The following is a 24,359-nucleotide window of genomic DNA, read 5'->3' as shown; positions in this document are numbered from 1 at the left end:
CACCTTACGAGGTGAGGTCGGTAGACCTGTCGACCTCAGTGGTGGGTGGTCGGAGATGATGACGTGGGAGCAAGGATCGTCGTATGACTTCGCCGCGTGGCGGGTCGCGGGTAGGGACCCGGTTCGGACCGTACGAACTGCGATCCCTGCTGGGTACGGGCGGTATGGGCGAGGTGTACCGGGCCTATGACACCCTTCGCGGCCGGATGGTCGCGTTGAAGCTGTTGCGTCCGGATCTGGCCGCGGACCCGCAATACCAGCAGCGCTTCCGGCGCGAGTCCCAGATCGCGGCCCGGCTGCAGGAACCGCACGTGATCCCGGTCCACGATTTCGGGGCGATCGGCGGAGTGCTGTTCATCGACATGCGCCTGGTCGACGGCGGCAGCCTGAAAGACCTGTTGGCGGCGCGCGGGCCCCTGGACCCCGGGCAGGCGGTGCCGATCATCGCGCAGGTGGCCGCGGCGCTGGACGCAGCCCACGCCGACGGGCTGGTGCACCGCGACGTCAAACCGGAGAACGTGCTGCTCAACGCCGATGGCTTCGCCTATGTCGTCGACTTCGGCATCGCCCGGGGCAGCGGCGATCCCACTTTGACCGCCGCGGGACTACCGATCGGCTCGTATGTGTACATGGCGCCGGAACGGTTCAGCGGTGACGGGGTGGGCCCGGCGACCGATGTCTACTCGCTGGCCTGCGTGCTCTACGAATGCCTGACGGGCAGTCCGCCGTTCGAATTCTCCGAACCGCAGCAGGTGATGAGCGCGCACGTCTTCGCCGCGCCGCCCAGGCCCAGCATCATGCGTCGCGGGATCGACCGGGCCTTCGACGGGGTGATCGCCATGGGCATGGCCAAACAGCCGGCGGCCCGATTTGCTTCCGCCGGCGAACTGGCTCGCGCCGCGGCCGCGGTGATCAGCCCGCCGTCGGGCACCCGGCCGTTCGCGACGAACTACCCCAATCCCGAGGACACCGGCTACAGCCCCTATCCGCCGCCCGTGGTTTCGCCCGCTCCGCCGGTTCGCGGCCGGCGGCTGCCGGTGATGGTCGGCGCTTTCGCGGTGTTGCTGTTGGCGATCGCGGCGGTGATCGCGGCGGTGCTGGCCTTCGGGAGCCGGCCGGGTCCGTCTCCGTCGGCGTTGCCGGGTACCACGTCGACGACGCCGTCGCTGTCACGTCCGGTGGATGGTGCCGACGGGCTGGGTTTCGTGGGGCATACGGCGCGCTGCGACCCAGGCAATCCGGCGGCGGCGGTGTTGCGTACCGCGAAGTCTCTCGTGGTGGTGTGTCAGGCCGGGCCGCAAAGCTATTACTACCGAGGCGAACGGATCAGCGACGGCGCCCACATCGAGCTCGCCAACGCCGTCAAGGCTTCCGATGGATTCGACGTCACCAACCCGGCCAACGGGGTGCGCTACCAGATACGTCCACAGATGCTCACCATTCTGAGCGGCAGTCATGTCGATTCCGCGGAACCGGCGTTGCAGTACTCCGGGGGCGGTTAGCGCCGGCCGACTTGTGATCTGGCGCCATGCCCAGCGTGCAAATCAAGGACGTTCCCGACGACACGCACCGAGTGCTTCGAGAACGGGCGGCACGCGCTCATCAGTCGCTGCAGGAGTACCTCCGGAGCCGTCTGATCGCCGAGGCCAGTCAACCCACCGTGGAAGAAGTGTTCGAGCGCGTGGCCGCATGTCGGGGTGGTCGGGTGTCGAGCAGGGCTGCCGTCGAACTCATCCGGGCTGAGCGTGATCGTCGTTGATGCGAGCGTGCTGGCTGTTGCGCTGGGCGATGACGGGGACGGCGGCGAACAGTTTCGGGATCGTCTGGTGGGCGACTCGTTGGCTGCGCCCGAACTGGTCGACCTCGAGGTGGTCTCGGTGTGGCGCCGTCATGTCGCCGCCAAACTGATGACCGCGCGACGAGCGGCAGCAGCGGTCGAGGATCTGGCGGTGTTACCGCTGCGTCGATGCTCGCATCAGGCGGTGCTGCAACGTATTTGGGAACTTCGACATGCGGTGACGCCGTACGACGCGGCCTACATCGCGCTGGCCGAGGTGCTGGGTGTCACGCTGGTCACCGCGGATACCCGGCTGGCGCGAGCCTGCGGGATCCGCTGTGAAATCGAGGTGGTGGCCGGCTGATGCCTGCTCACTCGTCCCCGAACACCACCCCGGGATTCAGAATGCCCGCCGGGTCGAAGCTCTCCTTGATGCGCCGCAGCAGAGCAACTTTGGCAGGGTCTTCGAGCTTCAGGTAATACGGTGTCTTGGCGCGGCCCAGCCCGTGCTCCCCGGAGATCGAACCGCCCAATTCCATTGCCAGCGCGAAGATGTCGGTCATCAACTGCTTGCGGGCCACCGGGTCTTTCAACAGGATGGCCAGGTGCACGTTGCCGTCGCCGGCGTGCCCGCAGCCCGCGACGCCGCCGCCCGCCGCGGCCGCCAACCCGCGCACCGTGCTGAGGAATTTCGGCATCGCCGAACGCGGCACCACGGTGTCGATGATGTCGTCGGCACCGATGGCCTTTGCCGTCCAGAACGCCTTCTCCCGCGCCTCGATCAGCCGGCGCGCCGACCCGCCTTCGAGCACGTACGCGTCGACGGCACCCAACTCGGCCAGCAACTCACCGGTGCGTTCGATGTCCTCGTCCAACCGCTCCGACGTCCGGTTCTCAAGTCCCACAACGAGATACGCCGCACAGCTATCGCGGACCCGGTCGGGAATGCCCAACTCGAGGCTTTGGGTGTGGATGATCGCGGCCATCGTCATGTTGTCGATGTACTCGAGGATGTAGGGCGCCAGCCCGGCGGCCAGCACGAGGGGCACCGCCGTCATCACCTGGTCGAAGTCGGCGAACGGCGCGACCACCGTGGCGCTGTGGTCGAGCCGCGGATACAGCTTGACGATCACCTCGGTGACCAGGGCCAGCGTGCCTTCGGATCCGATGATCAGCTGGGTCAGGTCATAGCCCGTCGAGATCTTGGCGATCTTGCCGCCGGTGCGGATGATCTCGCCCGTCGGCAACACCGCCTGCAGCCCCAGCACGTTGTGGCGGGCCACCCCGTACTTGACCGCGCGCATCCCGCCCGCGTTGGTGCCGACGTTGCCGCCGACGCTGGCGGACAGCTCGCCCGGATACACCATGTAGCGCAGTCCGTATTCGTCGGTGGCAGCGTCGAGTTCGGTCAGGGTGATTCCGGGCTGTACGACGGCGACCTGATTGGTGGTGTCGACCTCGAGGACCTTGTTCATCCGCTCGAAGGAGATCAGCAGCCCGTCCGGCAAAGGACGGGCCGCACCCGACAGGCCCGACCCGGAACCGCGCGCCGTCACCGGCACCCCGTGCTCGGAAGCCGCCTTGAGCAGCTGCGCAACCTCGTCGGCGGTGGCGGGCTTGGCGACGTAGGCCGGCTGCACCGCAGGCTGCGTCAACTCCTCGTCATGGGAGTAGTCCGCGGGGATCGCGTCCCCGGCGAGGAGGTGTTCAGCACCGACGATCTCCGCGAACCGCGCTGTCTTTTCGCTCATCGAGATCAACCTATCGTTCGTTCGGCCCTGGCAGGTGGGGACTTCTGACTCTCACTTATGCACCTGTCGGAGCGGATAGTAACGGCCATGGAGCACCTGTCCGCCCTCGATGCAGCATTCCTGGAAGTCGAAGACTCCGATCCGCATGTGAGCCTGGCGATCGGCGGGGTGTCGATCGTGGAGGGTCCGCCGCCCACCCACGAGGAGTTCGTCGAAGCCTTCGCCAAGCGGGTCCAGTCCATTCCGCGCTGCACCCAGGTGCTGAAAACCCATCCGCTGGACATCGGTTCACCGGAGTGGGTGGATGACCCGCACTTCGACATCTCGCGGCACCTGCACCGGCTCGCCGTCCCACACCCCGGGGGCGACGCCGAACTGTTCGACGTCGTTGCCGACGTGATGGAGCGCCGCCTGGACCGCGAGCGCCCGCTGTGGGACTGCTTCGTCATCGAGGGCTTGAGCGACAACCGGTGGGCGGTGCTGACCAAGCTGCATCACTGCATCGCCGACGGCATCGCGACGACGCAGATGATGGCGAGATTCAGTGACGAGGGCGTTGGCGAGTCCTTCGCCACCGAGATCCGCGCCGCCAAGGAGCCGGAGCGGCGCTGGTGGGATCTGAGGGTGAGCCTGAATCCGCTGACCTGGGTCAGCGGCATCGCGCGCAGTGCCGCCGAAGCGGCGACCGCCGTCGAACATGCCGCGCTGGGTGCGGCCGAGCTGACCGCGAGTTTGCTGTCCTCGGCCCCGGAGACGTCGTTGAGCGGCTCGGTGACCGCCCGTCGGCGCTATCGTGCGGCCCGGGTCCGGTTGGCCGATCTGCACGAGGTCGGCGACGCGTTCGACGTGACGATCAACGACGTGGCCCTGGCCGCGATCACCGCCAGTTACCGGCAGATCCTGCTCGACCGCGGCGAGAAGCCGGGGCGCGCGTCCCTGCGCACATTGGTACCGGTGTCGGTGCGGGGGATGAACCACTTCAACATGACCGACAACCAGGTGTCGGCGATGCTGCCGTTGCTGCCCGTCGACGAGGACGATCCGGTGACGCAGCTGGAGCTGGTGCACAAGCGGCTGCAGCAAGCCAAGGCCAGCGGCCAGCGCGAAGGCGGCACGGCGGTGGTGTCGGCGAGCAGGGCCGTGCCCTTCATGTTCTCCGCATGGACGGTTCGGTTGCTGAGCCGGTTGCCGCAGAAGGCCGTCGTCGCGTTGGCCACCAATGTTCCCGGCCCCCGCGCGGAGCAGCGATTGCTGGGCCGCCGGGTGGTGGAGATCCTGCCGATTCCGCCGATCGCACTACAACTGCGCACCGGCATCGCGATGGTCAGCTATGCCGATCATTTCGTCTTCGGCATCACCGGCGACTACGACGCCGCTCCCGACCTGGATGCGCTCGCCTCGGGGATCGAGGACGGGGTGGCGCGGCTGCTCGAGATCAGTCGCAGGTTGCGGGTCAAGCGCGGTCACAAGCCTCGCGCCGCGGTGTGAAGGTGACGGGCAGCCTGGCCAGTCCGGTCATGGCGGGATTGCCCAGATAGACATCGACGCCGTCTTCGTCGACCACGTAGTCGGGAATGCGGTCCAGGACGGCTTTGACCATCACCTCGGCCATGGTCCTGGCCAAATGCGATCCGATGCAGCGGTGCGGGCCCAGACCGAACGCTAAGTGCCGGTTCGGGTTTCGATCCAGCACGATCTCGTCGGGCCGGTCGAACTCGTTCTCGTCGTGGTTGGCGCCCAGCCAGCTGATGATGAGTTTGTCGTTGGCTTTCAGGTGCTGGCCGTTCAGCGTCACGTCCCTGGTGACGGTGCGGCTGAGTTGCTGGTTGACGGAGAAGTAGCGCAGGAACTCGTCGGTGGCGGTGCGGTAGAGCTCGGGCTTTTGCCTTAGTTCGTCCCGCAGCTCCGGGTGGGTGCCCAGGTGCAGCAAGGTGAGTGACGTGTGGGAGGTGGTGGTGTCGACGCCGCCGCCGATCAGGTTCCACAGGATGTTGAGCAGTTGTTCGTCGGTGAGTCTTTCGTTCTCGAACTCGAACTGGATCAGGAAGCTGGTCAGGTCTTCTTTCGGGTCACCTCGGCGCAGGGCCGCGTATTCGAGCACGCCCTGCATCATGTCCGGGACCGCGGCGATGGCCTTCGCGTATTCGGGGCTGTCCTGCGGGACGGCCATGACGGAGTGGAAGAGGTTGGCATACAGCTGCCAGTTGTCGTAGGGCAGGCCCATCAGCTTCATGGTGAGGATGGCCGGGACCGGGCTGGCGTAGTCGAGCACCAGGTCCATGCGTCCTTCGGTGATGTGCCGGTTGAGGAACTCGTGTGCCTTCTCTTCCATGAAGGGCCGGAGTTTCTCGACCGCACCGGGTGCGAAGAACGGGGCCAGGGCGTGTCTCAACGCTTGGTGGTAGGGGCCGTCGACTTCGCCGATGCCCAGGGCGGGTTGGCCCGCGGGGCGCGGGACGCCCATCTCGCCCTGGTAGTCGATGCCGTCGGCGGCGTCAGGCTCGTACTTGTGCGCGAAAGTGTCGCCGTCTCTGGCGGTTTGCCGCACCGCGTCGTAGCTGGTGAGGAACCAGAAGCCGCCGTAGTTGGTGTTCCAGGCGACCGGGCACTTCCGTCTCAGCTCGGCGTTGATGGCGAGTTCGTTGAGGTTGAACTCGTCGCAGTGGTGGTCGAAGTCGACAGTCACGACGTCGGGGTGCTCGGTCTGTCGAGCCATCGAAAAGCCTTCCCACGCAGGGGGCATCGATCTGTTCATGCATCGTTAGCCTCGGCTGGTACCCGGCCGGGAGCGGCCGCCGGACGCCACCCGACACTCAAGCATTATTAGGCTATCTTTGCATTATTGCGCCTGTTGGCCGGTATTCAAGAAGTGGGTGGCGTCATCGAGGGTTGGGCGGCAGGAGCGACGATCGCCGGGGCGGTGATCCCGGCGATGCCCGATCTCGTCCGCATGCGCCGGGAGCGCTTTGCGCGGCTGCAGGCTGAGCTGTCCTCGCGCGGTTGGGACGGGCTGGTTTTTCTCGGTTCCAGTTCTGTCGCCTACGCCGCGGGTGCGGCCACGCCGGCGATGGACGGTGACCGGGCCGCGCTGTTCCGGCCGGTGGCCATCGTGGTCAAGGGCGAGTCGATGCCGCATCTGTACACCACGTTCGGCGACGGGGTCCCCATCGGGGTCCATCTACACCCGCCGCTGTTTCCCGATCTCGACGACGGGATCGACGAATTCGCGGCCGCGCTGGCATCCCACTTTCCCGCCGGCGCACAGGTCGGGATCGACCACTTCTCGCACGCGATGATGCGCGGTCTGCACGGGATTTCGTGGGTGGACGCCTCGGGGGTGTTGGGGGCGGTCAAGCGGGTCAAAACGGCGGACGAGGTCGCGTGTATCCGGCAGGCGCAGTTGCTCAACGAGTTGGCGATGGAAGATGCGTTGCGGGCGTTGCGTCCCGGGACGCGGCAGACCGACTTGAGTGCGGTGTTTCTGCGGCGGGTGTTCGAGTTGGGGGCTACCTCGGGCGGGATCGACCCGATCTGGCAGGTGATGGCGCCTTCTCGGTCGTTGGGGCCGTGGACTGTGCATGGCGACTTGGCGTATCCGACGGTGACTTCTGACCGGTTCCTGCGGTACGGCGACGTCATCTGGGTGGACGCCGGAATCATGTGGGAGGGCTATGCCTCGGATTACGGTCGCACCTGGATTGTCGGTACCGAGCCGAATGCTGTGCAGCGCCGTCAGTTTCGTCGGTGGCGGTCGGTTGTCGACGCCTGCCTGGATGTGCTGCGCCCAGGGGTCACGGGTGCAGAACTTTCCAAAGTGGCGGTCGAGGCCAATGATGGGGTGCGGCCGTGGATCGAGCATTTCTACCTGGCGCACGGGGTGGGTACCGACAGTGCCGAGATGCCGTTGATCGGAACGGACCTTGGTGCGGAGTTCGACGAGAAACTCGTTTTGGAGCCTGGGATGGTCGTGGTGTTCGAGCCGGTGATCTGGGAAGACGGTGCGGCCGGGTACCGCTCGGAAGACATCGTGGCGGTGACCGATCGGGGCTGGGTCAAACTGAGTGGCTCCGATTACGAGCCGTTCGGGAGCGCGTGATGAGTCCGATGCCGCGCGATCACGGGGTGCGTATCGGGATGATGAGCCTGGAGGACGGCGCGCGGGTCGACTTCGCCTGGCTGCGGGGCGAGCGGCGCCTGAAGGTGCTGTCCTGCATGGAAACTCATGGCCTCGATGCGCTGGTGCTCGGTGGTGCGGGCAACGTGCACTACGTGTCGGGGGCGCGGCAGCTTGGGCGCGCCGGAGTGCTGCCGTTCGGGCCGTACGCCGTGGTGGTGCGTGCGACCGGGCGGGTGCATCTGTTGTCGACGTGGGACGAGGGGGTGCCTCCGGAGATCGAGCGCGAGGATTTGTATGGATTGAGTTGGAATCCGATGAATCTCATGGCGTCGTTGGCTTCTGTTCCCGGTTTGCGTGCGGCGAAGCGTATCGGGACTGATGGGATGACGCCGTCGTTCGCGCTGCTCGCCGGGGGTGCCGGGCTGGGGGAGATGGTGGACGCCGGCCCGGTGCTCGATGCCGTACGGCGGGTGAAGACGGCCGAGGAGATCACGTGTGTCGAGGTGGCGGCGGCCATTTCGGAGGCGGCGCTGAGTGCTATGGAGTCGGCGTTGCAGCCAGGGGTGACCGAGCGGGAGCTGCTGGGGGTGTACTACGAGGCGGTGGCGCGACTCGGGGCGCCGGTTGCGCCGACCGAAAGTGTCTGTTTTGCAACACCTTTGCGGGGGTCGGTGCCGTTTCGGTATCTGGCGTCGGATCGGCCGGTGCGGGAAGGGGAGCTGGTGGTGTTGGCGCCGGGGGCGCTGTACGCCGGGTATGAGGCAGGGCTGGCGTGCACCCGGATGGTCGGGGGAGGCGCGTCGGTGAAGGCGTCGGCGCTGGCCGGGCGATGTGCGTCGGGACTGGAGGCATTGGTGGCGGCGTGCCGGCCGGGGGTTGTTGGGAGTGACTTGTACCGGGCGTGGGATCGGTTGGGCTTTGGCTCGGCTCCGGTCCTGTTGGCCCACGGGTTGGGGTTGGGCGCCGAGCCGCCGGTGATCGGGCTGGGGCGTGGGCGGGATGCGGTGCTGGAGGAGGGGATGGTGTTGAGCGTGCAGTCCTGGGTGACCCAGGCCGGCGTCGGCGGATGTTTGGAACGGGCCACGGTGGTCATCGAGAGCGGGGGAGCCTCGGTGCTGACCCGGTACGGGAGGTTGTAATGGATTCGCAGCCGGTCGTTTTCAATCATGTCGGGTTGTGTGTGCGCGACCGGGCGGCGTCGCGGCGGTTCTATGAAGGGCTGCTGGGGTTTGAGTTCTGGTGGGAGTTAGATGCGCCGGAAGAGGGGACTGCTGTTCTCTTGGGGCTGTCGCGGCCGGTGGGGCTGCACGCGACGTATCTGGTGCGGGACGGGTTGGTGCTCGAGTTGCTGGATTACTCGGGGCGCGAGGTCCATGTCGGGTGGAGGCGGGTGATGGATGAGGTTGGGCTGACGCATATTTCGTTTTCGGTATCGGATCTTCGTTCGATGTTGGAGCGGGTTTCCGAGTTTGGGGGGTCGGTGGTGGAGGGGACGGTGTCGGAGGGGGCGGCGATGGTGCGGGATCCGGATGGGCAGTTGTTGGAGCTGTTGGGGGATGCTTGGCTTGCTGCGCTGCCCCCTCGGGTAGGCGTGGAGCGCTTCGGTTAGTACGGTGGCTGGCGGCACGCCACATAAAATCTGGCCGTGGCACCTGTTGCCCGCGTGGATCGCACGGCGGTAACGGCCGATGCCGCACGCTGACGCGAATTGGTATGTGCGATCGAGTGCGTGGGTCGAAACTGGCAACGATGCCTCATCACCCAATCCCTTTCCAATCGGGTTGGGCCGTCAACTGGGCCATTACCGGTGTCGATAGTCATTCCCGCGTGCCTGTGTGCGCGACTGATGGCTGGTGGTCAGGGGAGTTGCGGCACTAGCCGTGGCCAACACTTGCAGTTTAGATTGCGGTCAGCAAACAATGGCGTTTCTGACGATCGAGGTTCTGATCATGCTTCGTGCACTATTCGTCGCGTTGGCACCCGCAGTAACGATCTGGGGAGCCACCATCAGTGCGGGTCCGGTGGTAATGGCAGACCCGCTTGAAATCAACTGCACGCAGTTGAACGAGGATGGCAGCTGCTATTGGGCCAACTGCACCCAGGCGAAGGCTAACGGCGAGTGCAATATTCCTGAGGGCAGCGCACACTACTGTGCGAAGCAAGACCGCGATGGTGACGGTTTAGCCTGCGAGTGCTGAGGCTGCACTCTGGGCGGCCGTCTCAATGAGAAAGGGCGAGGTACGGTTGACCAGCTAGGTGTGCCGCAGTCGTTCACGTTCGCTGTACGTTACTGGACGGCTTGCCTTGGGAAGATCACCTCATCGGCCCTCTCGGCGAGGTCTTATGGTCGCCCTCGGTGATGGCACCAGCGCCTGCAGCGGTCCTTCAAAGTGCCGCACGACTTAAGGGGCTTCCACGTACTCCAGGGTGTCCACGAAATATTGCCCGGCATTGTCGCCGGCATGCGTTAACGTCCAACTCGTGTACAGGGGTATATACGAGTCGCTTCTGACAGATCAGCTCAGTGAGCAACTCCGGCAAAGCGACGACTTGAAGGCCGAGTACGGCACCGTTGACGAGGCCGAGCAGGCGCTGACGATCGCGCGCCATCTCGCGCCGATCATCGAACGCGCAATGCGCGGCGCTGGCACCGCTGAGGACCGCATAGAACTCGTTCGACGGATTCTCGAGGTCCTGCCCGATGCTCACGCTGTTAGCGAGGCGCTGCACCGTGTCGAGCCGGGCAAGATCCATCGGCTCGACGAAGTGGCGAGCTCGAGTGCCCTAGGTAATGCTCGTTTGCCACGGCCTGCCACCCCATTTTTGGATGCTGCGCTAATGACGAATGCACGCAACGAACCGACCCTGGCCGCTGAGCTTCGCGCCGAGCTCTCCAGCGCCGACCATGTTGACCTGCTATGCGCGTTTGTCAAATGGCAGGGGCTGCGGCTACTCGAGGGCCAGTTCAATGAACTGCGCCGGCGGGGCATTCCGCTGCGTGTCATCACAACCACCTACCTCGGCGCCACGGATGCTCGCGCTCTCGATGCTTTAGTCAACGATTTTGGGGCCGAAGTTCGCATCAATTACGAGACTGACCGCACCCGCCTGCACGCCAAGGCTTGGCTACTACGGCGTAACACGGGATTTCACACAGCTTATGTAGGGTCCAGCAATCTCTCCCATGCCGCGCTCGTGGATGGGCTGGAATGGAACGTCCGACTGTCAGCGATGTCGACACCCCATCTACTGGAGAAGTTTCGGGCTACCTTCGACTCCTATTGGGAAAATCGGGAATTCGAGTTGTATAGGCCATCGGAGGACGGCGACCGCTTGCGAGCGGCGCTCGAGACCGCATCGGGCAGTCGAGAGCGTGAGGGGATCATCGTCACCCTGTCGGGCCTCGAGGTTGAACCCAAGCCGTTCCAAGCCGAGATTCTGGAGGAACTTGACGCAGAGCGCACGATTCACGATCGTCATCGAAACCTTATCGTCGCGGCGACCGGCACTGGCAAGACGGTCATCGCAGCCTTGGACTACCGCAGACTCATCCGAGACACCCACGACCGTGACCTCACACTGCTGTTTGTGGCACATCGCAAAGAGATTCTGCTGCAATCTCGTCGCATGTATCAAGAAGTTCTCACTGATCCCACCTTCGGCGAGCTACTCGTCGATGGACAAGAACCGGCAAGATGGCGTCATGTGTTCGCGAGCATCCAATCCCTTTCGCGCGCCAGGCTTTCCGGTATCGCACCGGATCACTTCGACGTCGTAGTGATCGACGAGTTCCACCATGCCGAGGCCGCATCGTATCGGCGGTTGCTTGACCACGTGCGTCCGATCGAACTGTTGGGGCTTACCGCTACCCCCGAGCGCGCCGACGGCGTCGACGTACGCGATTTCTTTGGTGGCCGGGTTGCTGCCGAGCTGCGGTTGTGGGAAGCACTGGAGCAGAACTTGCTGTGCCCGTTCCATTACTTTGGCATCCACGACGGAACAGATCTTGAGGCCATTCAGTGGAGGCGTGGCGGCTATGATTTGTCAGCTCTTAGCGGCGTCTATACCGGCAACGATGCCCGCACCCGCATCGTGCTCAAGGAGCTCGGCGATAAGGTGGACAACGTTGCGGCCATGCGCGCGTTAGGTTTCTGCGTCAGCGTCGAGCACGCGCGTTATATGGCAGAGCGATTTCGCGAAGGCGGCATTCCCGCTCGTGCAGTGTCCGCCGAGACTTCAGCGGCCGACCGTCGCGACGCACTTGCCGCGATGCGCAACCGGGAGATCAACATTCTCTTCGCGGTCGACCTTTTTAACGAAGGCCTCGACATTCCCGAGGTCGACACCGTGCTATTCCTGCGCCCCACGGAGAGCGCGACCGTCTTCCTGCAGCAGCTGGGGCGCGGGCTGCGGCTTACCAGAGATAAGACCGTACTGACCGCGCTGGATTTTGTCGGGCACCAACGCCGAGAGTTCCGGTTTGATCTACGGTTTCGAGCGATGTCGGGACTTAGCGGAAAAGCATTGCATCGTCAGGTCGAGGAGGGCTTCCCGTTCCTGCCATCGGGCAGTCAGATCGTTCTCGATCCGGTCGCGCGGGATCTCGTCTTGGAAAACATCCGACAGCAAGTCGCTCCCAGGTGGGCTGCGCTGATATCCGAAGTTCGTGCGCATCCGGACAATCGGCTGGCGTCCTATCTCGATGCGTCCGGGCGTCGGCTGGAAGACGTGTTGAAGAACAACCGGTCGTGGACGTCACTGTGCCGTGACGCCGGCAAACTTGGTTCGGACATTGGGCCTCGCGAGACCGATCTCGTCAAACGTGTTCGCGCAGTCGCCCACGTTGACGACCGTCGTCGGTGGACGGCCTACCGGTCCATCCTCGAGGGCAACGTTGACATGGATAGCCCGACCGAGCGGCGCCTCGCCGAGATGCTGTTCTACTCGTTGAACCCTAATGGCGGTGGATTCGACAATTTGGCAGCAGGACTCGATGCGTTGCAGGGGGAAGCCGTCGTCGACGAACTGCGCGAAGTAATCGACATCGCATTCGACAGTGCTCGCCGCAGCACCTACGAGTTGGGAAGCCTCGCCACCGCGCTCGCCCAGGTACCGCTCGAGGTTCATGCGAGTTATTCCCGCGAGGAAATCCTTTCTGCGTTGGGTTTCGCGTCCCTGCGCCGCACACCCAGCACGATGCGGGAAGGAGTGGCGTGGTGCGAGGACGTCAAAGCCGATGCTTTCTTGATCACCTTGAAGAAATCTGACCGCGAGTACTCGCCAACGACGATGTACCGCGATTTCGCGTTAAGCCGGAGCCTTTTTCATTGGGAATCCCAATCGACCACGTCGTCGACTTCACCGACGGGGCAGCGATACATCCATCATCGGGAGCGAGGTTCGCACATCCTGCTGTTCGTTCGGCAAGAAAAGACCAACGCGCTTGGGACTTCGCCATATGTTTTCCTGGGACCGGCCGAATATGTTTCCCACGAAGGAGACCGGCCGATGGCGGTCACCTGGCGGCTGCTTCAGCCGATGCCGACTGAGGTGTACCAGGCGTCCACGGTGGCGGTGGCGTGAGCATCGAGCCCACCGAAAAGGTTCACATCGTCTTGGTGGCGTGTGTGAAAGCAAAGGGAAACCGGCCGGCTCCGGCCAAGGATCTATACGTCTCGCCACTCTTTCGAAAGGAGCGAGCTTACGCTGAGCGTGCCGGAGTCCCCTGGTTCATTCTGTCGGCGGAGCATGGCTTGGTGGCGCCGGACGAATGGTTGGCGCCGTATGAGCGCTATTTGGCCGACACCAGCTCATCCTATCGGTCGGCGTGGGGCGCTTGGGTCGCTGCTCGGCTCGCCTTACTTGCCGGGTCGCTCAGCGACAAGGGCGTCGAAATTCAAGCAGGATCAACATATCTCGATGCCGTTCGTCCACACCTGGAAAGGCTTGGCGAGCGAGTCGTTGACCCGTTGCACGGCCTATCCATGGGGCAGCGACTCGCTTGGTACGGTTCGATCGGTCAGGAAATAGCCGAGGATCCCTAGGATGTCGACCAATTCGTTGAGGCCCTTCGCGACAGCACTGCGGCTATTTTGCCCGAAGAATTTGCCGATCGAGGCAAGGCCACCGTCGACCGGCCGGGGCTCTATAGCTGGTGGGTTGATCAAGCGGGTGCGAAGGATTTAAGTCGTGGCCTCGGATCACTGGTCCAGTGCGGCTTGATCTATGCGGGTCTTGCTGGGGCGACCCGCTGGCCGAGCGGTAAGCGGTCGAACAACACGCTGTGGTCGCGTGTCATGACTATGCACCTGGGTGGCAATCACGAGTTCTCCACGTTTCGAAGCACTTTGGGTGCGATTCTTGTTGTGGCCACCGGTGCGGCGCGTATCGACGAAGCGGCACTCACGCAGTGGATGAATGAGCATCTGCGGGTTGTCGCCATCCCTTTTGAGGACCCAGATGTGTTGGGGCGCCTCGAACGAGACGTGCTTGAGCGGCTGGACCCGCCACTGAATCTGCAGGGCATGCGACCCACGCCACTACGCCGCCGCCTAAAGGAGCTGCGGCGTGCGATCGTGAATCCGACTAGACCCACCGAGGAAGAAAGCTGATGTCGAGCCGCTCAGTCCGCTTGTAGCCCGACCATGTCGGCACACCGGCCGGTTGCCCGCGATAGATCCCCCGTGCGGCAGCTACCACGCGCTCATGTTGGGTCGGCCACTGCAAAGCGGTGGCGATCTCTTCGAGAACGTCACGCTTCCGCCCGAGCACGCGGTCGACGATGCCCACCGCCGGTACGGCTCCGCTTTTGTCGCCATTACAGCGCATGCATGCGAGCACCAGGTTTGCCAGCCCGTCGATACCGACAAGCGACCAGGGCAGCACATGATCGATCGGGTTGGTGGCCGGAAGGTGTGTCCCACAATAGAAGCAGTGCGGACCAAACGCCTCCTTGAACGGCTGTCGCACAGCGGCCAACGCGGCCCGTTCCCGCCCGAACAAATGCCCGGCAATATCGGGAACTTCGGAGTCGAGGAACTTGTTCATTCGACGAATATCGTCGACCCACATGGTTTCAAGTGCCGGCTTCAGCAGTCCTGCTAGCCGAGCGAGGCCGTATGCAACAGCGGGTTTGAGTTCGATGGCGTCGCCATGCGCGCGCAGCGTCGACCGTAACACATGGTCGTGCAGGAGCGAGTCGTCGTATAGGAATTGATCACTGGTCAACGAGCCCGCCACCTTCTGCAGCCGGTGCAACGGTTGTTGTGCGAGACACAACACCACGTCGTCGATGGCGCGTTCGTAAGCTGCCGGAGCGCGCAACCGCGCGACATCGACGGAGCTGGCCGGTCGGCCCGCTGCCACACCAAGTTCCTTTGTAGCGCGCAGGATTCGCGCGATCGACCCGGTTGACTGGCGCAACTCATGGCCATCGAACGGCCGGACCTGCCGCCAGTAGATTGCTAGCACCCGATGTGCCAGCTCCGGCAGCGGTACTCGCAGCGTGTCGCCACGTTGCTCGGGCAGGTTCTCGACGCAGTGCTCGATCAGCGCCATCAGTGTCGCAAGCTTGTACGTCGCTGTGCGGCGGCCGGTCTCGAGGATCGCCACCACCCGCTGGCCGAGCAGCAGCGGGTCATTATCCATAGCGCCCAGCCTATGTCAGTGGCCGGCGGTAGAACTGCACTAGCGCACTATTGCAAGGGAGAGAGACTCTGTGGGCAAACTGGTGCGGGACGACATCCCCGGCATCATTCGAAGTGCAGGACGCGTTGCCGCCGTATGGACACTGGACACGAAGGAGTTTCGGGCAGCGCTGGAAGACAAACTCGTCGAAGAGGTGGCCGAACTGCGTGCCGCGGGTGACGCGGATGCAGTCATCGAGGAGGCTGCTGACATCCTCGAGGTCCTCCTGGCTATTGTCGCCGAGCACGGCGCGACCCTCGATAGCATCGTCGACGCCGCGCGGTGCAAGCGCCTCGAACGGGGTGGGTTCGCGCTGCGGGTTTGGCTCGAAAACGCGGATCAGGCGCCGACTGCGCCGTAACCATCAATGCGGGCGATTATCGAATGGGATGGCTATCAATTTGCGTCGTAAGACCAACAGGACCGAGGGTTTCTAGACGAAGACCATTAAATCACTTACGTTTTGGAACCGCATGGCGATGGAATCGGCTGCCCAGCAGGCGTATTACACCAAGCAGTCCTTGGCAGGCCGGCCGCGGGCGGAAGTTGAGCAGGAGTGGATGTCGGTGAAGAAGACCGGCGCGCGGTTGGCGCTGTCGGTACACGGCGACCCAGCAGCCGATCTCAAAGGCTGGCTCGACGCCAAACCGGAGCGTCGCCCGACCCTGCGCCTGCGCAACGCCGTGCACGGCGAAGCCCTCGGGGTCTCCAAACACGAGGCGCGCGAACTCGAACGGACCGTCGAAGCCGTGCTGGCACTGCGATGAGTGCCGTCGAGCTCCTCGGTCAGGCTCGGCAGATTCTGGCAACGCGCGGCACCGGTGGTCTGTCGTCGCGCATGGCGGCATTCCTGGCGCGTCGGGCACTGGAGGAGATCATCGACCAACGGTGCGTGAACCTCGCTGCCCCAGCCCCCTGGGCGACCACGCGCAGCAAGCTGCTGATCTTGCGTGCGCTCGACACCGCCGAGGCGGCCGAGCGTGCCGCGGTGGCATGGAACGGCTGAGCAACGCCTGCCACCTCCACGCCTACGAGATGCAGCCCTCGACCGCGGAAGTCGAGCAGCTGTGCGGAGTGGTGGCAGGGCTGCTGCCGTGACCATCGCGATGCACTCGGGAATCTGTCACATGCGCATGTCCGGGCCGGGCTCAGCTGTCTCACCGGTGATACACTGCGGCTGTGGAGTCAGTAACCGTGCGCGATCTCCGCAATAAAGGGGGAGAGGTGCTGGACCGTGTGGAGCGCGGCGAATGTGTGATCGTCACCCGCGACGGGCGCGCGGTCGCCGAGTTGCGACCGTTGCCACGCCGCAGCGCGAGACCTGTCGAACTTATTGAGCGCAGGAAAGGGTTGCCTCGAGTTGACCCCGACGTGCTGCGACATGACATCGACACCGTCATTGATCCGACGCTGTGAACCCTGAGTCGGCGTCGAGAGGAATGCTCGACACATCAACGGTGATCCTGCTTGGGCGCATCGAAGACCCTGCAGATCTGCCCGACGAAGCCGTGATCAGCGCGATCACGTTGGCCGAGTTGTCGGTGGGGCCGCATGTCGCCCAAAGCGACGAAGAGCGCGCGGCGTGCCAGGCGCATCTGCAGCAGGCGGAGTCCGACTTCGACGTGCTGGCGTTCGATGCCGAGTCTGCACGCGCATTTGGGGTAGTTGCCGCATCCTTGCGAGCGTCCGGCCGAAAGCCTGCGGCACGCGCTTATGATGCGCTGATCGCCGCCAGCGCGATTGCCCACGGGCTGCCGCTGTACAGCTGCAATCCGTCAGATTTTGACGCGATCCCGCGCCTGGACCTGCGAACCGTCCCGCACCCCGATTACGGCAAGCCCTGAGGTTGCAGAGACCCCGTTGTCGAAAAGCGTTGGTGCACAATGCAACGGCGGGACACTGCAACAGCTGGGCACGCATATCTGTTCGCCCCATACCCGGGTCGCGACCCGCGATATAGATGCGCCAATGCCATCACTTCGGAGACATTCAACTCGGGCGCGGCCGCGAGCCGGCCGCCGGCCGGGAGAAGGACGTCGCCGGCATGACCCGGCACAGCGCAGGCACAGGCTTTTCAGGTCGAAGGAACTACAGCTCGCATCGCGCGTGCCGACCAGCCGAGACGGGGTACCAACAGTTGGTATGTTCGCGCCGTGCGCAAGAACACGTCTTTCAGACTCGACGAGCACTACAGTGCGTTCATCGACGACGAGGTCGCTTCGGGTCGCTACCGCTCGGCCAGTGACGTCGTCCGGGCAGCTCTGCGATTGCTCGAAGACCGCGAGACCCAGCTGCGCGCGCTGCGTTAGGCGCTGATCGAGGGCGAGCACAGCGGGCCCTCGACACTTTTCGATTTCGATGCCTTCCTCGCCTGCAAACGCGCTGGCGAACCGGGCGGCCGGTGAGGCGATACCTCCTCTCGCCGGCAGCTCAGCTCGGTCTCGAACAGACCTGGTACTACACGTGCCGCCGCTGGGATGTCGAGCAGGCCGACGACGAGTTTCTGCGCGAATTTCAGAGCGCCATCGAACGCGCCGCTGTGAATCGGCGGATCGGCCGAGCCTGCGACGAGATCCGCCCCGGCTACCGCAAGCTCGCCGCCGGGTCGCACACCCTGTACTACAGGGTCACGCCCGACGGCGTCATGGATGTCGTACGGGTACCGCACCAGCGCATGGACGTCGACCGCCACCTCTAACATTTCCGGTCGCCCCCACTCAGTGCACCGTGCGTCCCTACGTCGCGGTGGCCCCGCGGCCGGAAGTTAGCCTCTGACTACACGAATCCTTCGTCGACCAGGACGGCGCCCTGCGTCGTGACCACATGTGCCTGGCCTGAACCGCCAACAACGCGGCACCAACTCTTCACATCGAGATGGTTCTGAACCAACGTGATGTCAAAGCCCCCGTACATCCCGGGCACGGGGAACCAGATGCGTTGGCCCGGCACCTCATGCAAGATCTTGACGGGCGGGTATCGCAGGACACGTTGGGGATCCCGGCCGTCATAGAGCACGCCACAGATGCGGCTGTCGATGACTTCGGCCAGGTGCCAGTCGAGCGCGCGGATTTCGTAGCGCGCCAAGGGGGAAGGGGGTGGCTTGAGATAGCGAGTGCGCAGCACCAGCGACTTGCGCTGTTGTGCGGCAATGTCTTTGGGGTTATCCGCCCTGAGGTCCCGTTCGCACCGGAGATCGTAAGCGGTGCGCCCCCGGGCGTCGGTGAGCGACTTCAAGGCGCCACGCCGGATGAGTTCGGCGGCGACTTCGTTGGGTGCCCCGTGCCAGGCCGCGTGATGCAAGACGGTGAACCACGAGGTCCCGCCGGGTCGCCACCAATTGATGTCCACACGTGGTTCGGCGTTGTCGAGCACGTCGAATACTGTTGGCCAGTCACCCATTTTGGCCGCATCGGCGAGTTCGTGCCCCGCCGACACGTCGTCGTCGAACAGCTGGTCGGGGTCGAGGATCCCGCGCCACACGAAGGGTTCGTCGGTCGGTGCGTTTTCGTGGCCGGCCATGACGCTCCCTCCTTCCGCGGAGTAGTACCTGCGAGGCTAAGACAAAGTGGCCCCCGGGCATCCGTGCCCCGCCGATGAAGATCGTCGGCCTACGTCACCGCCCACGCGGGCGTCCACGAAGACGCCGGACGGCGGCTGACTACCCAAACTGGCCGCGGCATAGGCTTGGCGCGTGACGGAGACGTTCGACGCGAAGCGGATCCTGGCAGGAATCCTGGCCGAACACGGCCCATTGGACGACGATGGCATCGCGCAACGACTGCGCGACAGCGGAGTGGCCGACCCGGACACCTTGATGGACGAAGTTTTCGACGAAATCGATTTCCCAGCAGGACAGTTGGTCGACGATCGGTGGGTGTGGCTGCCGACCGTGCTCGCCGGTCGGGTGTTCACGCACCGGCTCGGCGCCGACGAGGCGGCCCACGACATGCTCGCTGTGACCCCCGACTTGGACCCGATCACCGCGCTCTGCGACCACGAGGGGTATGGGCGGTTCTCCGACGGGTCGGCAGCGCGGGTTGCGCTCGGTGCGTTCGACGACGAGCTGCTCGCGCAGCGGGGTATCCCGGCCGAAGTGGTCGACCCGCTCGGGGCGCTGCTGCTGACGCCAGGCACGCTTGAGACGTTGGGCGCGGCCGAGGGGGATCTGGTCGGAGTGCGGCAGACCGAGCAGGGACTTGTGGTCGAGCGGGTCACCGCGCTCGCGCACACCACCATGGGTGCTCGGCTTGCCGCGACACTCGGCGCCGACGAACCGGTCTACGTCGACGCGGCGGTATGGACGGCGTGCATCGAGGACCCGGCGGCGTTCACCGAGCCAGTGCCGCCCCTGAGCGAGATCGTCGACGACTACGGTCTGGCGCGCCGCGGCGAGTGGCTGGCACCCGCGGGGTTCGACTTCGACCACTGGCTGTTCGAGCGCGGGTGTGCGTCGCTGGCCGAGCGACATGACCTCGACCCCGACGACGCGTTCGTGCTCTACACATTGCTCAGGCTCTACGACCAGATGTCGCAGCTGCTGATCGATGCCGCCGACGCGGACGAGCCCCAGCTAACGGCAACCGCCGAGAGTGCGACCGAATCCGACGGGACAGAGCCCGAGGACGAGGGGTTCCTCGATCTCGTCGGTGAGCTGGGGGCCGCGCTTGCCGATCCGCTGCTGGCCGAGTTGTTGGTGGCCGAGACGGTCGGCAGCGGCCGCGACGGTGCGCCGGCGCTGGGCATGTTCGCCGAGGTGCTGGGGCCCAGAGTGCCACCCGCGGCACGGATAGCGACTCGCTGGCTGGGCGCGGTGGCGCTGGAGCGCATCGGCGAGATCGACGCGGCCGAGCACGAACTGCTCGCGGCCGAGTCGATGGATCCGGACTGGCCGCTGCCACTGCTCGACCTGGCCCGCTTCGCCTCCGATCGCGGCGACGTTGAGCGCGCGTTGTCGCTGCTGCGCCGCGCCGACGCCGGGCCGGACCACCCGCTGGTGGACTTACTGACGCGCTACCGCGCCGAGCCGCGAAGCGACGTCGGCCGAAACCAGTTGTGCTGGTGCGGGTCTGGGCGCAAGTACAAGAAATGCCATCTCGGGCGCGAGCAGCTGCCGCTGGCCGAACGGGCGGGCTGGTTGTACGCGAAGGCGGCCCAGCACGCACAGCTGAACGGCTGGAACGAGCTGTTGATCGAGGCGGCCCTTGAGCGCTCCCGCTATGCCGTCGATGATCCCGACGCCCTGGACGCGGCGATGGACGATCCGCTGGTGCTGGACGCGGTGCTGTTCGAGGGTGGCGCGTTCGAGGAGTTCCTCGAGATACGGGGGTCGCTGCTGCCGGACGACGAGCGACTGCTGGCGCAGCAGTGGCTGCTGGTGGACCGTTCGGTGTTCGAGGTCGAGCAGGTACAGCCCGGCCTGGGGGTCACCCTCCGCGATGTGCGCACCGGCGACACGCACGACGTGCGTGAGCGGACGGCAAGCCGGCAGCTGAAGCCGGGGCACCTGGTGTGCGCACGCGTGGTGCCCGCCGGGGACACCATGCAGTTCTTCGGCGGGCTGGAACCGGTCGCACTGCATGAGCGCGACCGGCTGATCGACCTGCTCGACACCGAACCCGACGCGGTGGAGTTGGTGGCGCAGCTTAGCGGCCGGTTCGCGCCGCCGACGCTGGTCAACACCGAGGGCGATCCGCTCGCGATCTGCGAGGCCACGGTTCATGTCGGCGACCCGGCCGGGATCGAGGCCGCGCTCGACGACACCTACGACCGGGTCGACGGCGACGAGCCGCCGCGCTGGTTCGAGCACGTCACCACCCAGGGCATGTCACGCATCCGCGCCACCCTGGTTCTTGACGGCCACGAGCTGCGGCTGGCAGCCAATAGCGAAAAGCGGATGGACCGCGTGCTGGCGACGCTGATACGGCTCGACCCCACGATGAAGGTGCTCGACGACTCCCGCCGTCCGGTGCGCGACGCCCGCGAGATCGCGAAGCTCGCCGAGCAGTCGCCGTTTGCCGGCGAGGACCCGCTCGACCCCGACGGCCCCGAGCTGGCCGCAATCCTCGCCGAGGTCATCCGTGACTATGAGACGAAGTGGCTCGATGAACCCGTCCCCGCGCTCGACGGCCACACCCCACGGCAGGCCGCCGACGATCCCACTCGACGCGGCGACCTGATCAAACTCCTCGACACCTTCCCCACCGGTGAAGCTGCCCGCGGCGGCATGGATGCCGACCGGCTACGCGCCGCGCTCGGCCTACGGTAGCTTCCGGCGGGCGGGGGCGAGTTCAGCCCGACGCCTCCGATAATCGGCCCTGCCCCGAGGCGGGCTTGGCACGATGGGCACGTTGCGCCATGGGAGGAGGCTTGGTGCCAGGACAGCCACGGCGTTCGCCACCCGGCTCAACGCCCCCCGAGGGAGCGGAGAAGAGTTCGCCAAGGCGGTGGACCAGCGGTCGCCTCGGCGGGCTCACCGCATTCCTGGTGTACCTCGTCGGCGCCGTTGTCCTCACCATCGGTGCCTGGAGCGACCCGAGGTCCGGCTGGGCCGGGGGCTGCTGCGACCAGCAGCAGGCCATCTGGTACCTCGGCTGGACGCCGCACGCACTGGCGAACGGCCTCAGTCCGTTCTTCACCACGCAGATCGGTGCCCCCGACGGTGTGAACCTCATGTGGAACACCCCGATGACGCTGCTCGGGCTCCTGGGTTGGCTCCCGGCGAAGATCGGCGGCCCGGTCTTCGGCTTCAACGTAATGATGGTCATCGGCATCGCCTGCAGCGGATTCACCGCCTGGCTCGCGATCCGACGCTGGACCGGGGACGGCCTCGGCCCGATGGTCGGGGGAGCGGTCTACGCGTTCTCGCCGTACGTGGCTTCCCACGCTGCCCTGCACCTCAACCTCGCCAACGCCTGGGTCCCGCCGCTCTTCCTGCTGATCATCGACGAGCTGCTGGTGACCCGGCGCCGACCACCCTGGCAAGCCGGCCTCGCCCTCGGAGTCCTGAGCACCGCCCAGCTGCTCATCAACGAGGAGACGCTCGCCACGAGCGTGGTGGCGGCCGCGGTGCTCGTGGGCGTCCTGGCCGTCGCCCGTCGCGACGGGCAGGTTCGGCAGCGGTGGCGCCAAGGCGTGGCCCGGCTGGTCCCCGCGCTGGCGGTCGCCCTGGTGACATTTCTGGTGCTCGCGGCTTGGCCGTTGGGGGTGCAGTTCTTTGGGCCGCAACGGATTAGCGGCCCTGTTCAAGATCCGGAGACCCTCTCGACCAACCTGCTGAACCTTGTCCTGCCGACGCCCTACCAACTGGTCGCCCCCGACGCCGCGACACGGGTGTCCCGCGAGTTCAGCGGCCTGTATCACGAGGCGACGGCCTACGTCGGGCTGCCGCTGCTCATCGTGCTGACAGTCGTTGCCGTTCGCCGGTGGGGCGACCTTCGGGTTCGCGTGGCAAGCATCAGCGCGGTGCTGCTCTTTGTGCTTTCGCTCGGGCCGCGGCTGCACGTCGGCAAACACGACCTCAACGTACCGCTGCCGTGGCTGCCCTTCAGTAAGCTGCCACTGCTCAAACATGTTCTGCCGGGGCGCTTCACGCTCTTCGCCTGGCTGGCGATCGCCGTGATCGTCGCGATAGTGCTCGCCCGGACGACTCGCCTTGCTCGGCGGCCCGCGATTGGGTGGCTGCTGCCGGTGGTGGCGGCGCTTGTCCTGATCCTGCCCGCTCCGCTTGACCGGCAGCCGTCCTATACGCCGGTGTTCTTCCGCACCTGGGCAAGCCGCAACATCGGGCCGGCCGAGACAGTCCTCGTCGCACCGTATTTCATCAACGGGGGCCAGGCCGCACCGATGCTCTGGGCCGCCGAGGCCGACTATGGGCTGCGGATGCCGGAGGCCTACGCCTACATGCCCCAGCCGGACGGCCAGACCAGATCGGGTCCGCCGCCGACGCGGCTGGCCCAGATCATGCTGGCGATCCAGGACGGCAAGGGTGCGATCGTGGCGCGCGGAGAAATTCGGGCACAGGTGGCCGCCACGCTGCGTTTCGCCGAGGTCCGCCACGTGATCGTCGGGCCGATGCAGACATGGGAGGCGATGCTCGTATTCTTCACCGATCTTTTCGGCCGAACTCCCGAAAGGGTCGGCGAGATCGCGATCTGGCGGGACGTCAATGTGTGGGGGGTCGTCCCGCCACCCGCATAGCCCTGCTGATGCTTCTCACGCGCAAGCGTGCACGAATTCGATGACCGCGGCCGCGGCCTCACGGTGCACGGTCTCGTTGAGGATGTCGTGACGTCCACCCGGAAATGCCTTGAGCTGCAAAGCCTCTAATTGGTCAGCATAGGCACGCACCGGTCCGATGGGTGCCACCGGATCGGCCTCGCCGTGCAGAGCCAGCGTCGGGACGGCCAACTCCGGCAGCTGTGACGGGAATCGGTTCCAGGCTCTGTCGAGTTCGCGGAACAGTGCCGACCCGTTGGCGTCGACGAAGGCCAGCGGGTCGTTCTCCAGTGAATCGAGATAGAACGGATCGGCCGACAGCCACGCCGGATCGAGGTCGAAAGCAGCTGCCGCGTCCGACAATTCGGATATCGGGGCGATGGGCACACCCGAGAGTACGCCGGCCCGATAGCGGTCCTTCATGTCCAGCAGTCGACATAAGGTCACGACGGAACCGAACGAGTGTCCCTGTGCGATCAGCGGCAAATCGGGTCGATGGCGTTCGGCGAGCTCAGTCAGGGCGTCGGCCAACTCACCGGAGGTCTCGAGCGAAACGATGTCACCGCGTTCGCCGCCGGTGAGCCCGTGCCCGAACTGGTCGACGGCCCACAGGTCGATGCCGGCGGCATTGAGCGCGAAAGCGTAGCGGTGATAGAGCCCGGTATGTTCGCCGAAGCCATGCAGGAAAATGATGGCGGCTCGGGGATCTGCCGCGGGCCAATGCCGGTAGTAGGCGTGGCCTCGGTCATGTTCGAGCATGGGCATGACGTGAGATTAGCGCCAGTTGCGGAAGCGCCGGGCAGCGGCGAGGCCA

Annotated in this window: 24 protein-coding genes and 1 pseudogene; 20 read left to right on the top strand and 5 right to left on the bottom strand. The window is 65.3% G+C overall.

Annotated elements, in window-relative coordinates:
• Positions 1 to 83: 83 nt before the first annotated feature.
• The 3 genes from AC5Y7D_RS00825 to AC5Y7D_RS00815 are packed head-to-tail and all read left to right on the top strand — an operon-like array spanning position 84 to position 2,141.
• Complete coding sequence (locus AC5Y7D_RS00825; protein ID WP_499920582.1) at positions 84 to 1,502, top strand: serine/threonine-protein kinase; 1,419 nt, start codon at positions 84 to 86, stop codon at positions 1,500 to 1,502.
• Between the two features lie 26 nt (positions 1,503 to 1,528).
• Positions 1,529 to 1,759: a FitA-like ribbon-helix-helix domain-containing protein gene (locus AC5Y7D_RS00820; protein ID WP_499920579.1), complete on the top strand. Its 231-nt coding sequence runs from the start codon at positions 1,529 to 1,531 to the stop codon at positions 1,757 to 1,759.
• A complete protein-coding gene (locus AC5Y7D_RS00815; RefSeq protein WP_499920577.1) occupies positions 1,746 to 2,141 on the top strand; it encodes a type II toxin-antitoxin system VapC family toxin in 396 nt (131 codons plus the stop codon). The genes AC5Y7D_RS00820 and AC5Y7D_RS00815 overlap by 14 nt, the downstream gene beginning before the upstream one ends.
• A 7-nt stretch (positions 2,142 to 2,148) precedes the next feature.
• Here AC5Y7D_RS00815 and AC5Y7D_RS00810 read toward each other — a convergent pair whose 3' ends face one another.
• Positions 2,149 to 3,528 (bottom strand): FAD-binding oxidoreductase, encoded by a 1,380-nt coding sequence (locus AC5Y7D_RS00810; RefSeq protein ID WP_499920575.1) that lies wholly within the window; start codon positions 3,526 to 3,528, stop codon positions 2,149 to 2,151.
• An 87-nt stretch (positions 3,529 to 3,615) separates the two neighbouring features.
• On the opposite strand from AC5Y7D_RS00810, the gene AC5Y7D_RS00805 reads away from it, so the two are divergent.
• Entirely contained in the window at positions 3,616 to 5,016 is a 1,401-nt protein-coding gene (locus tag AC5Y7D_RS00805; protein WP_499920573.1) for a wax ester/triacylglycerol synthase family O-acyltransferase, read from the top strand.
• Here the strand turns inward: AC5Y7D_RS00805 and AC5Y7D_RS00800 are convergent.
• The gene (locus tag AC5Y7D_RS00800; protein WP_499920571.1) at positions 4,982 to 6,244 is read right to left on the bottom strand and encodes a cytochrome P450; all 1,263 of its coding nucleotides are present in this window, start codon (positions 6,242 to 6,244) and stop codon (positions 4,982 to 4,984) included. The two genes, AC5Y7D_RS00805 and AC5Y7D_RS00800, sit on opposite strands and share 35 nt — an antisense overlap.
• A 126-nt stretch (positions 6,245 to 6,370) precedes the next feature.
• Between AC5Y7D_RS00800 and AC5Y7D_RS00795 the strand changes: the two genes are divergently transcribed.
• The 7 genes from AC5Y7D_RS00795 (at position 6,371) to AC5Y7D_RS00765 (ending at position 14,256) form a co-directional block, all read left to right on the top strand.
• Entirely contained in the window at positions 6,371 to 7,624 is a 1,254-nt protein-coding gene (locus AC5Y7D_RS00795) for a M24 family metallopeptidase (RefSeq protein WP_499920569.1), read from the top strand.
• Entirely contained in the window at positions 7,624 to 8,784 is a 1,161-nt protein-coding gene (locus tag AC5Y7D_RS00790) for a M24 family metallopeptidase (RefSeq protein WP_499920567.1), read from the top strand. Before AC5Y7D_RS00795 ends, AC5Y7D_RS00790 begins: the two co-directional genes overlap by 1 nt.
• On the top strand, positions 8,784 to 9,254 hold the full coding sequence (locus AC5Y7D_RS00785) for a VOC family protein (RefSeq protein WP_499920565.1): 471 nt from the start codon (positions 8,784 to 8,786) through the stop codon (positions 9,252 to 9,254). The genes AC5Y7D_RS00790 and AC5Y7D_RS00785 overlap by 1 nt, the downstream gene beginning before the upstream one ends.
• A 310-nt stretch (positions 9,255 to 9,564) precedes the next feature.
• On the top strand, positions 9,565 to 9,843 hold the full coding sequence (locus AC5Y7D_RS00780) for an excalibur calcium-binding domain-containing protein (RefSeq protein ID WP_499920563.1): 279 nt from the start codon (positions 9,565 to 9,567) through the stop codon (positions 9,841 to 9,843).
• 283 nt (positions 9,844 to 10,126) lie between these two features.
• Entirely contained in the window at positions 10,127 to 13,228 is a 3,102-nt protein-coding gene (locus AC5Y7D_RS00775; protein WP_499920561.1) for a DEAD/DEAH box helicase, read from the top strand.
• Positions 13,225 to 13,689, top strand: a complete 465-nt coding sequence (locus tag AC5Y7D_RS00770) for a DUF6884 domain-containing protein (protein WP_499920559.1) — start codon at positions 13,225 to 13,227, stop codon at positions 13,687 to 13,689. Before AC5Y7D_RS00775 ends, AC5Y7D_RS00770 begins: the two co-directional genes overlap by 4 nt.
• A 48-nt stretch (positions 13,690 to 13,737) precedes the next feature.
• Positions 13,738 to 14,256 carry a GIY-YIG nuclease family protein gene (locus AC5Y7D_RS00765; RefSeq protein WP_499920557.1) on the top strand — a complete coding sequence of 173 codons (519 nt, stop codon included), beginning with the start codon at positions 13,738 to 13,740 and terminating at the stop codon, positions 14,254 to 14,256.
• Here AC5Y7D_RS00765 and AC5Y7D_RS00760 read toward each other — a convergent pair.
• A complete protein-coding gene (locus AC5Y7D_RS00760; protein WP_499920555.1) occupies positions 14,231 to 15,292 on the bottom strand; it encodes an HNH endonuclease in 1,062 nt (353 codons plus the stop codon). The two genes, AC5Y7D_RS00765 and AC5Y7D_RS00760, sit on opposite strands and share 26 nt — an antisense overlap.
• Before the next feature lie 70 nt (positions 15,293 to 15,362).
• Here AC5Y7D_RS00760 and AC5Y7D_RS00755 point away from each other — a divergent pair, with 70 nt between their 5' ends.
• From AC5Y7D_RS00755 to AC5Y7D_RS00725, 7 genes and pseudogenes are all read left to right on the top strand, one after another.
• Positions 15,363 to 15,692: a nucleoside triphosphate pyrophosphohydrolase gene (locus tag AC5Y7D_RS00755; RefSeq protein ID WP_499920553.1), complete on the top strand. Its 330-nt coding sequence runs from the start codon at positions 15,363 to 15,365 to the stop codon at positions 15,690 to 15,692.
• A 112-nt stretch (positions 15,693 to 15,804) separates the two neighbouring features.
• Positions 15,805 to 16,098: a hypothetical protein gene (locus AC5Y7D_RS00750; protein WP_499920551.1), complete on the top strand. Its 294-nt coding sequence runs from the start codon at positions 15,805 to 15,807 to the stop codon at positions 16,096 to 16,098.
• Positions 16,095 to 16,337 (top strand): hypothetical protein, encoded by a 243-nt coding sequence (locus AC5Y7D_RS00745; RefSeq protein WP_499920549.1) that lies wholly within the window; start codon positions 16,095 to 16,097, stop codon positions 16,335 to 16,337. Before AC5Y7D_RS00750 ends, AC5Y7D_RS00745 begins: the two co-directional genes overlap by 4 nt.
• Before the next feature lie 173 nt (positions 16,338 to 16,510).
• Complete coding sequence (locus AC5Y7D_RS00740) at positions 16,511 to 16,747, top strand: type II toxin-antitoxin system Phd/YefM family antitoxin (protein ID WP_499920547.1); 237 nt, start codon at positions 16,511 to 16,513, stop codon at positions 16,745 to 16,747.
• 23 nt (positions 16,748 to 16,770) lie between these two features.
• Positions 16,771 to 17,175 (top strand): type II toxin-antitoxin system VapC family toxin, encoded by a 405-nt coding sequence (locus AC5Y7D_RS00735; RefSeq protein ID WP_499920544.1) that lies wholly within the window; start codon positions 16,771 to 16,773, stop codon positions 17,173 to 17,175.
• A 309-nt stretch (positions 17,176 to 17,484) separates the two neighbouring features.
• Positions 17,485 to 17,736 (top strand): annotated as a pseudogene (locus AC5Y7D_RS00730) (type II toxin-antitoxin system ParD family antitoxin).
• A complete protein-coding gene (locus AC5Y7D_RS00725) occupies positions 17,733 to 18,029 on the top strand; it encodes a type II toxin-antitoxin system RelE/ParE family toxin (protein ID WP_499920541.1) in 297 nt (98 codons plus the stop codon). The pseudogene AC5Y7D_RS00730 and the gene AC5Y7D_RS00725 overlap by 4 nt, the downstream one beginning before the upstream one ends.
• A 77-nt stretch (positions 18,030 to 18,106) precedes the next feature.
• On the opposite strand, the gene AC5Y7D_RS00720 is transcribed toward AC5Y7D_RS00725, so the two are convergent.
• Entirely contained in the window at positions 18,107 to 18,850 is a 744-nt protein-coding gene (locus tag AC5Y7D_RS00720) for an ankyrin repeat domain-containing protein (RefSeq protein WP_499920540.1), read from the bottom strand.
• Between the two features lie 172 nt (positions 18,851 to 19,022).
• On the opposite strand from AC5Y7D_RS00720, the gene AC5Y7D_RS00715 reads away from it, so the two are divergent.
• Together AC5Y7D_RS00715 and AC5Y7D_RS00710 are read left to right on the top strand one after the other, a co-directional pair.
• Entirely contained in the window at positions 19,023 to 21,596 is a 2,574-nt protein-coding gene (locus AC5Y7D_RS00715) for an SEC-C metal-binding domain-containing protein (protein WP_499920538.1), read from the top strand.
• A gap of 104 nt (positions 21,597 to 21,700) precedes the next feature.
• On the top strand, positions 21,701 to 23,527 hold the full coding sequence (locus tag AC5Y7D_RS00710; protein WP_499920536.1) for a putative glycosyltransferase family protein: 1,827 nt from the start codon (positions 21,701 to 21,703) through the stop codon (positions 23,525 to 23,527).
• Positions 23,528 to 23,542: 15 nt separating this feature from the next.
• On the opposite strand, the gene AC5Y7D_RS00705 is transcribed toward AC5Y7D_RS00710, so the two are convergent.
• Entirely contained in the window at positions 23,543 to 24,310 is a 768-nt protein-coding gene (locus AC5Y7D_RS00705) for an alpha/beta fold hydrolase (protein WP_499920535.1), read from the bottom strand.
• Positions 24,311 to 24,359 lie beyond the last annotated feature (49 nt).

This window comes from Mycobacterium sp. NGS49, from assembly GCF_059812565.1.
This window is presented reverse-complemented; position numbering and strand designations above follow the sequence as displayed.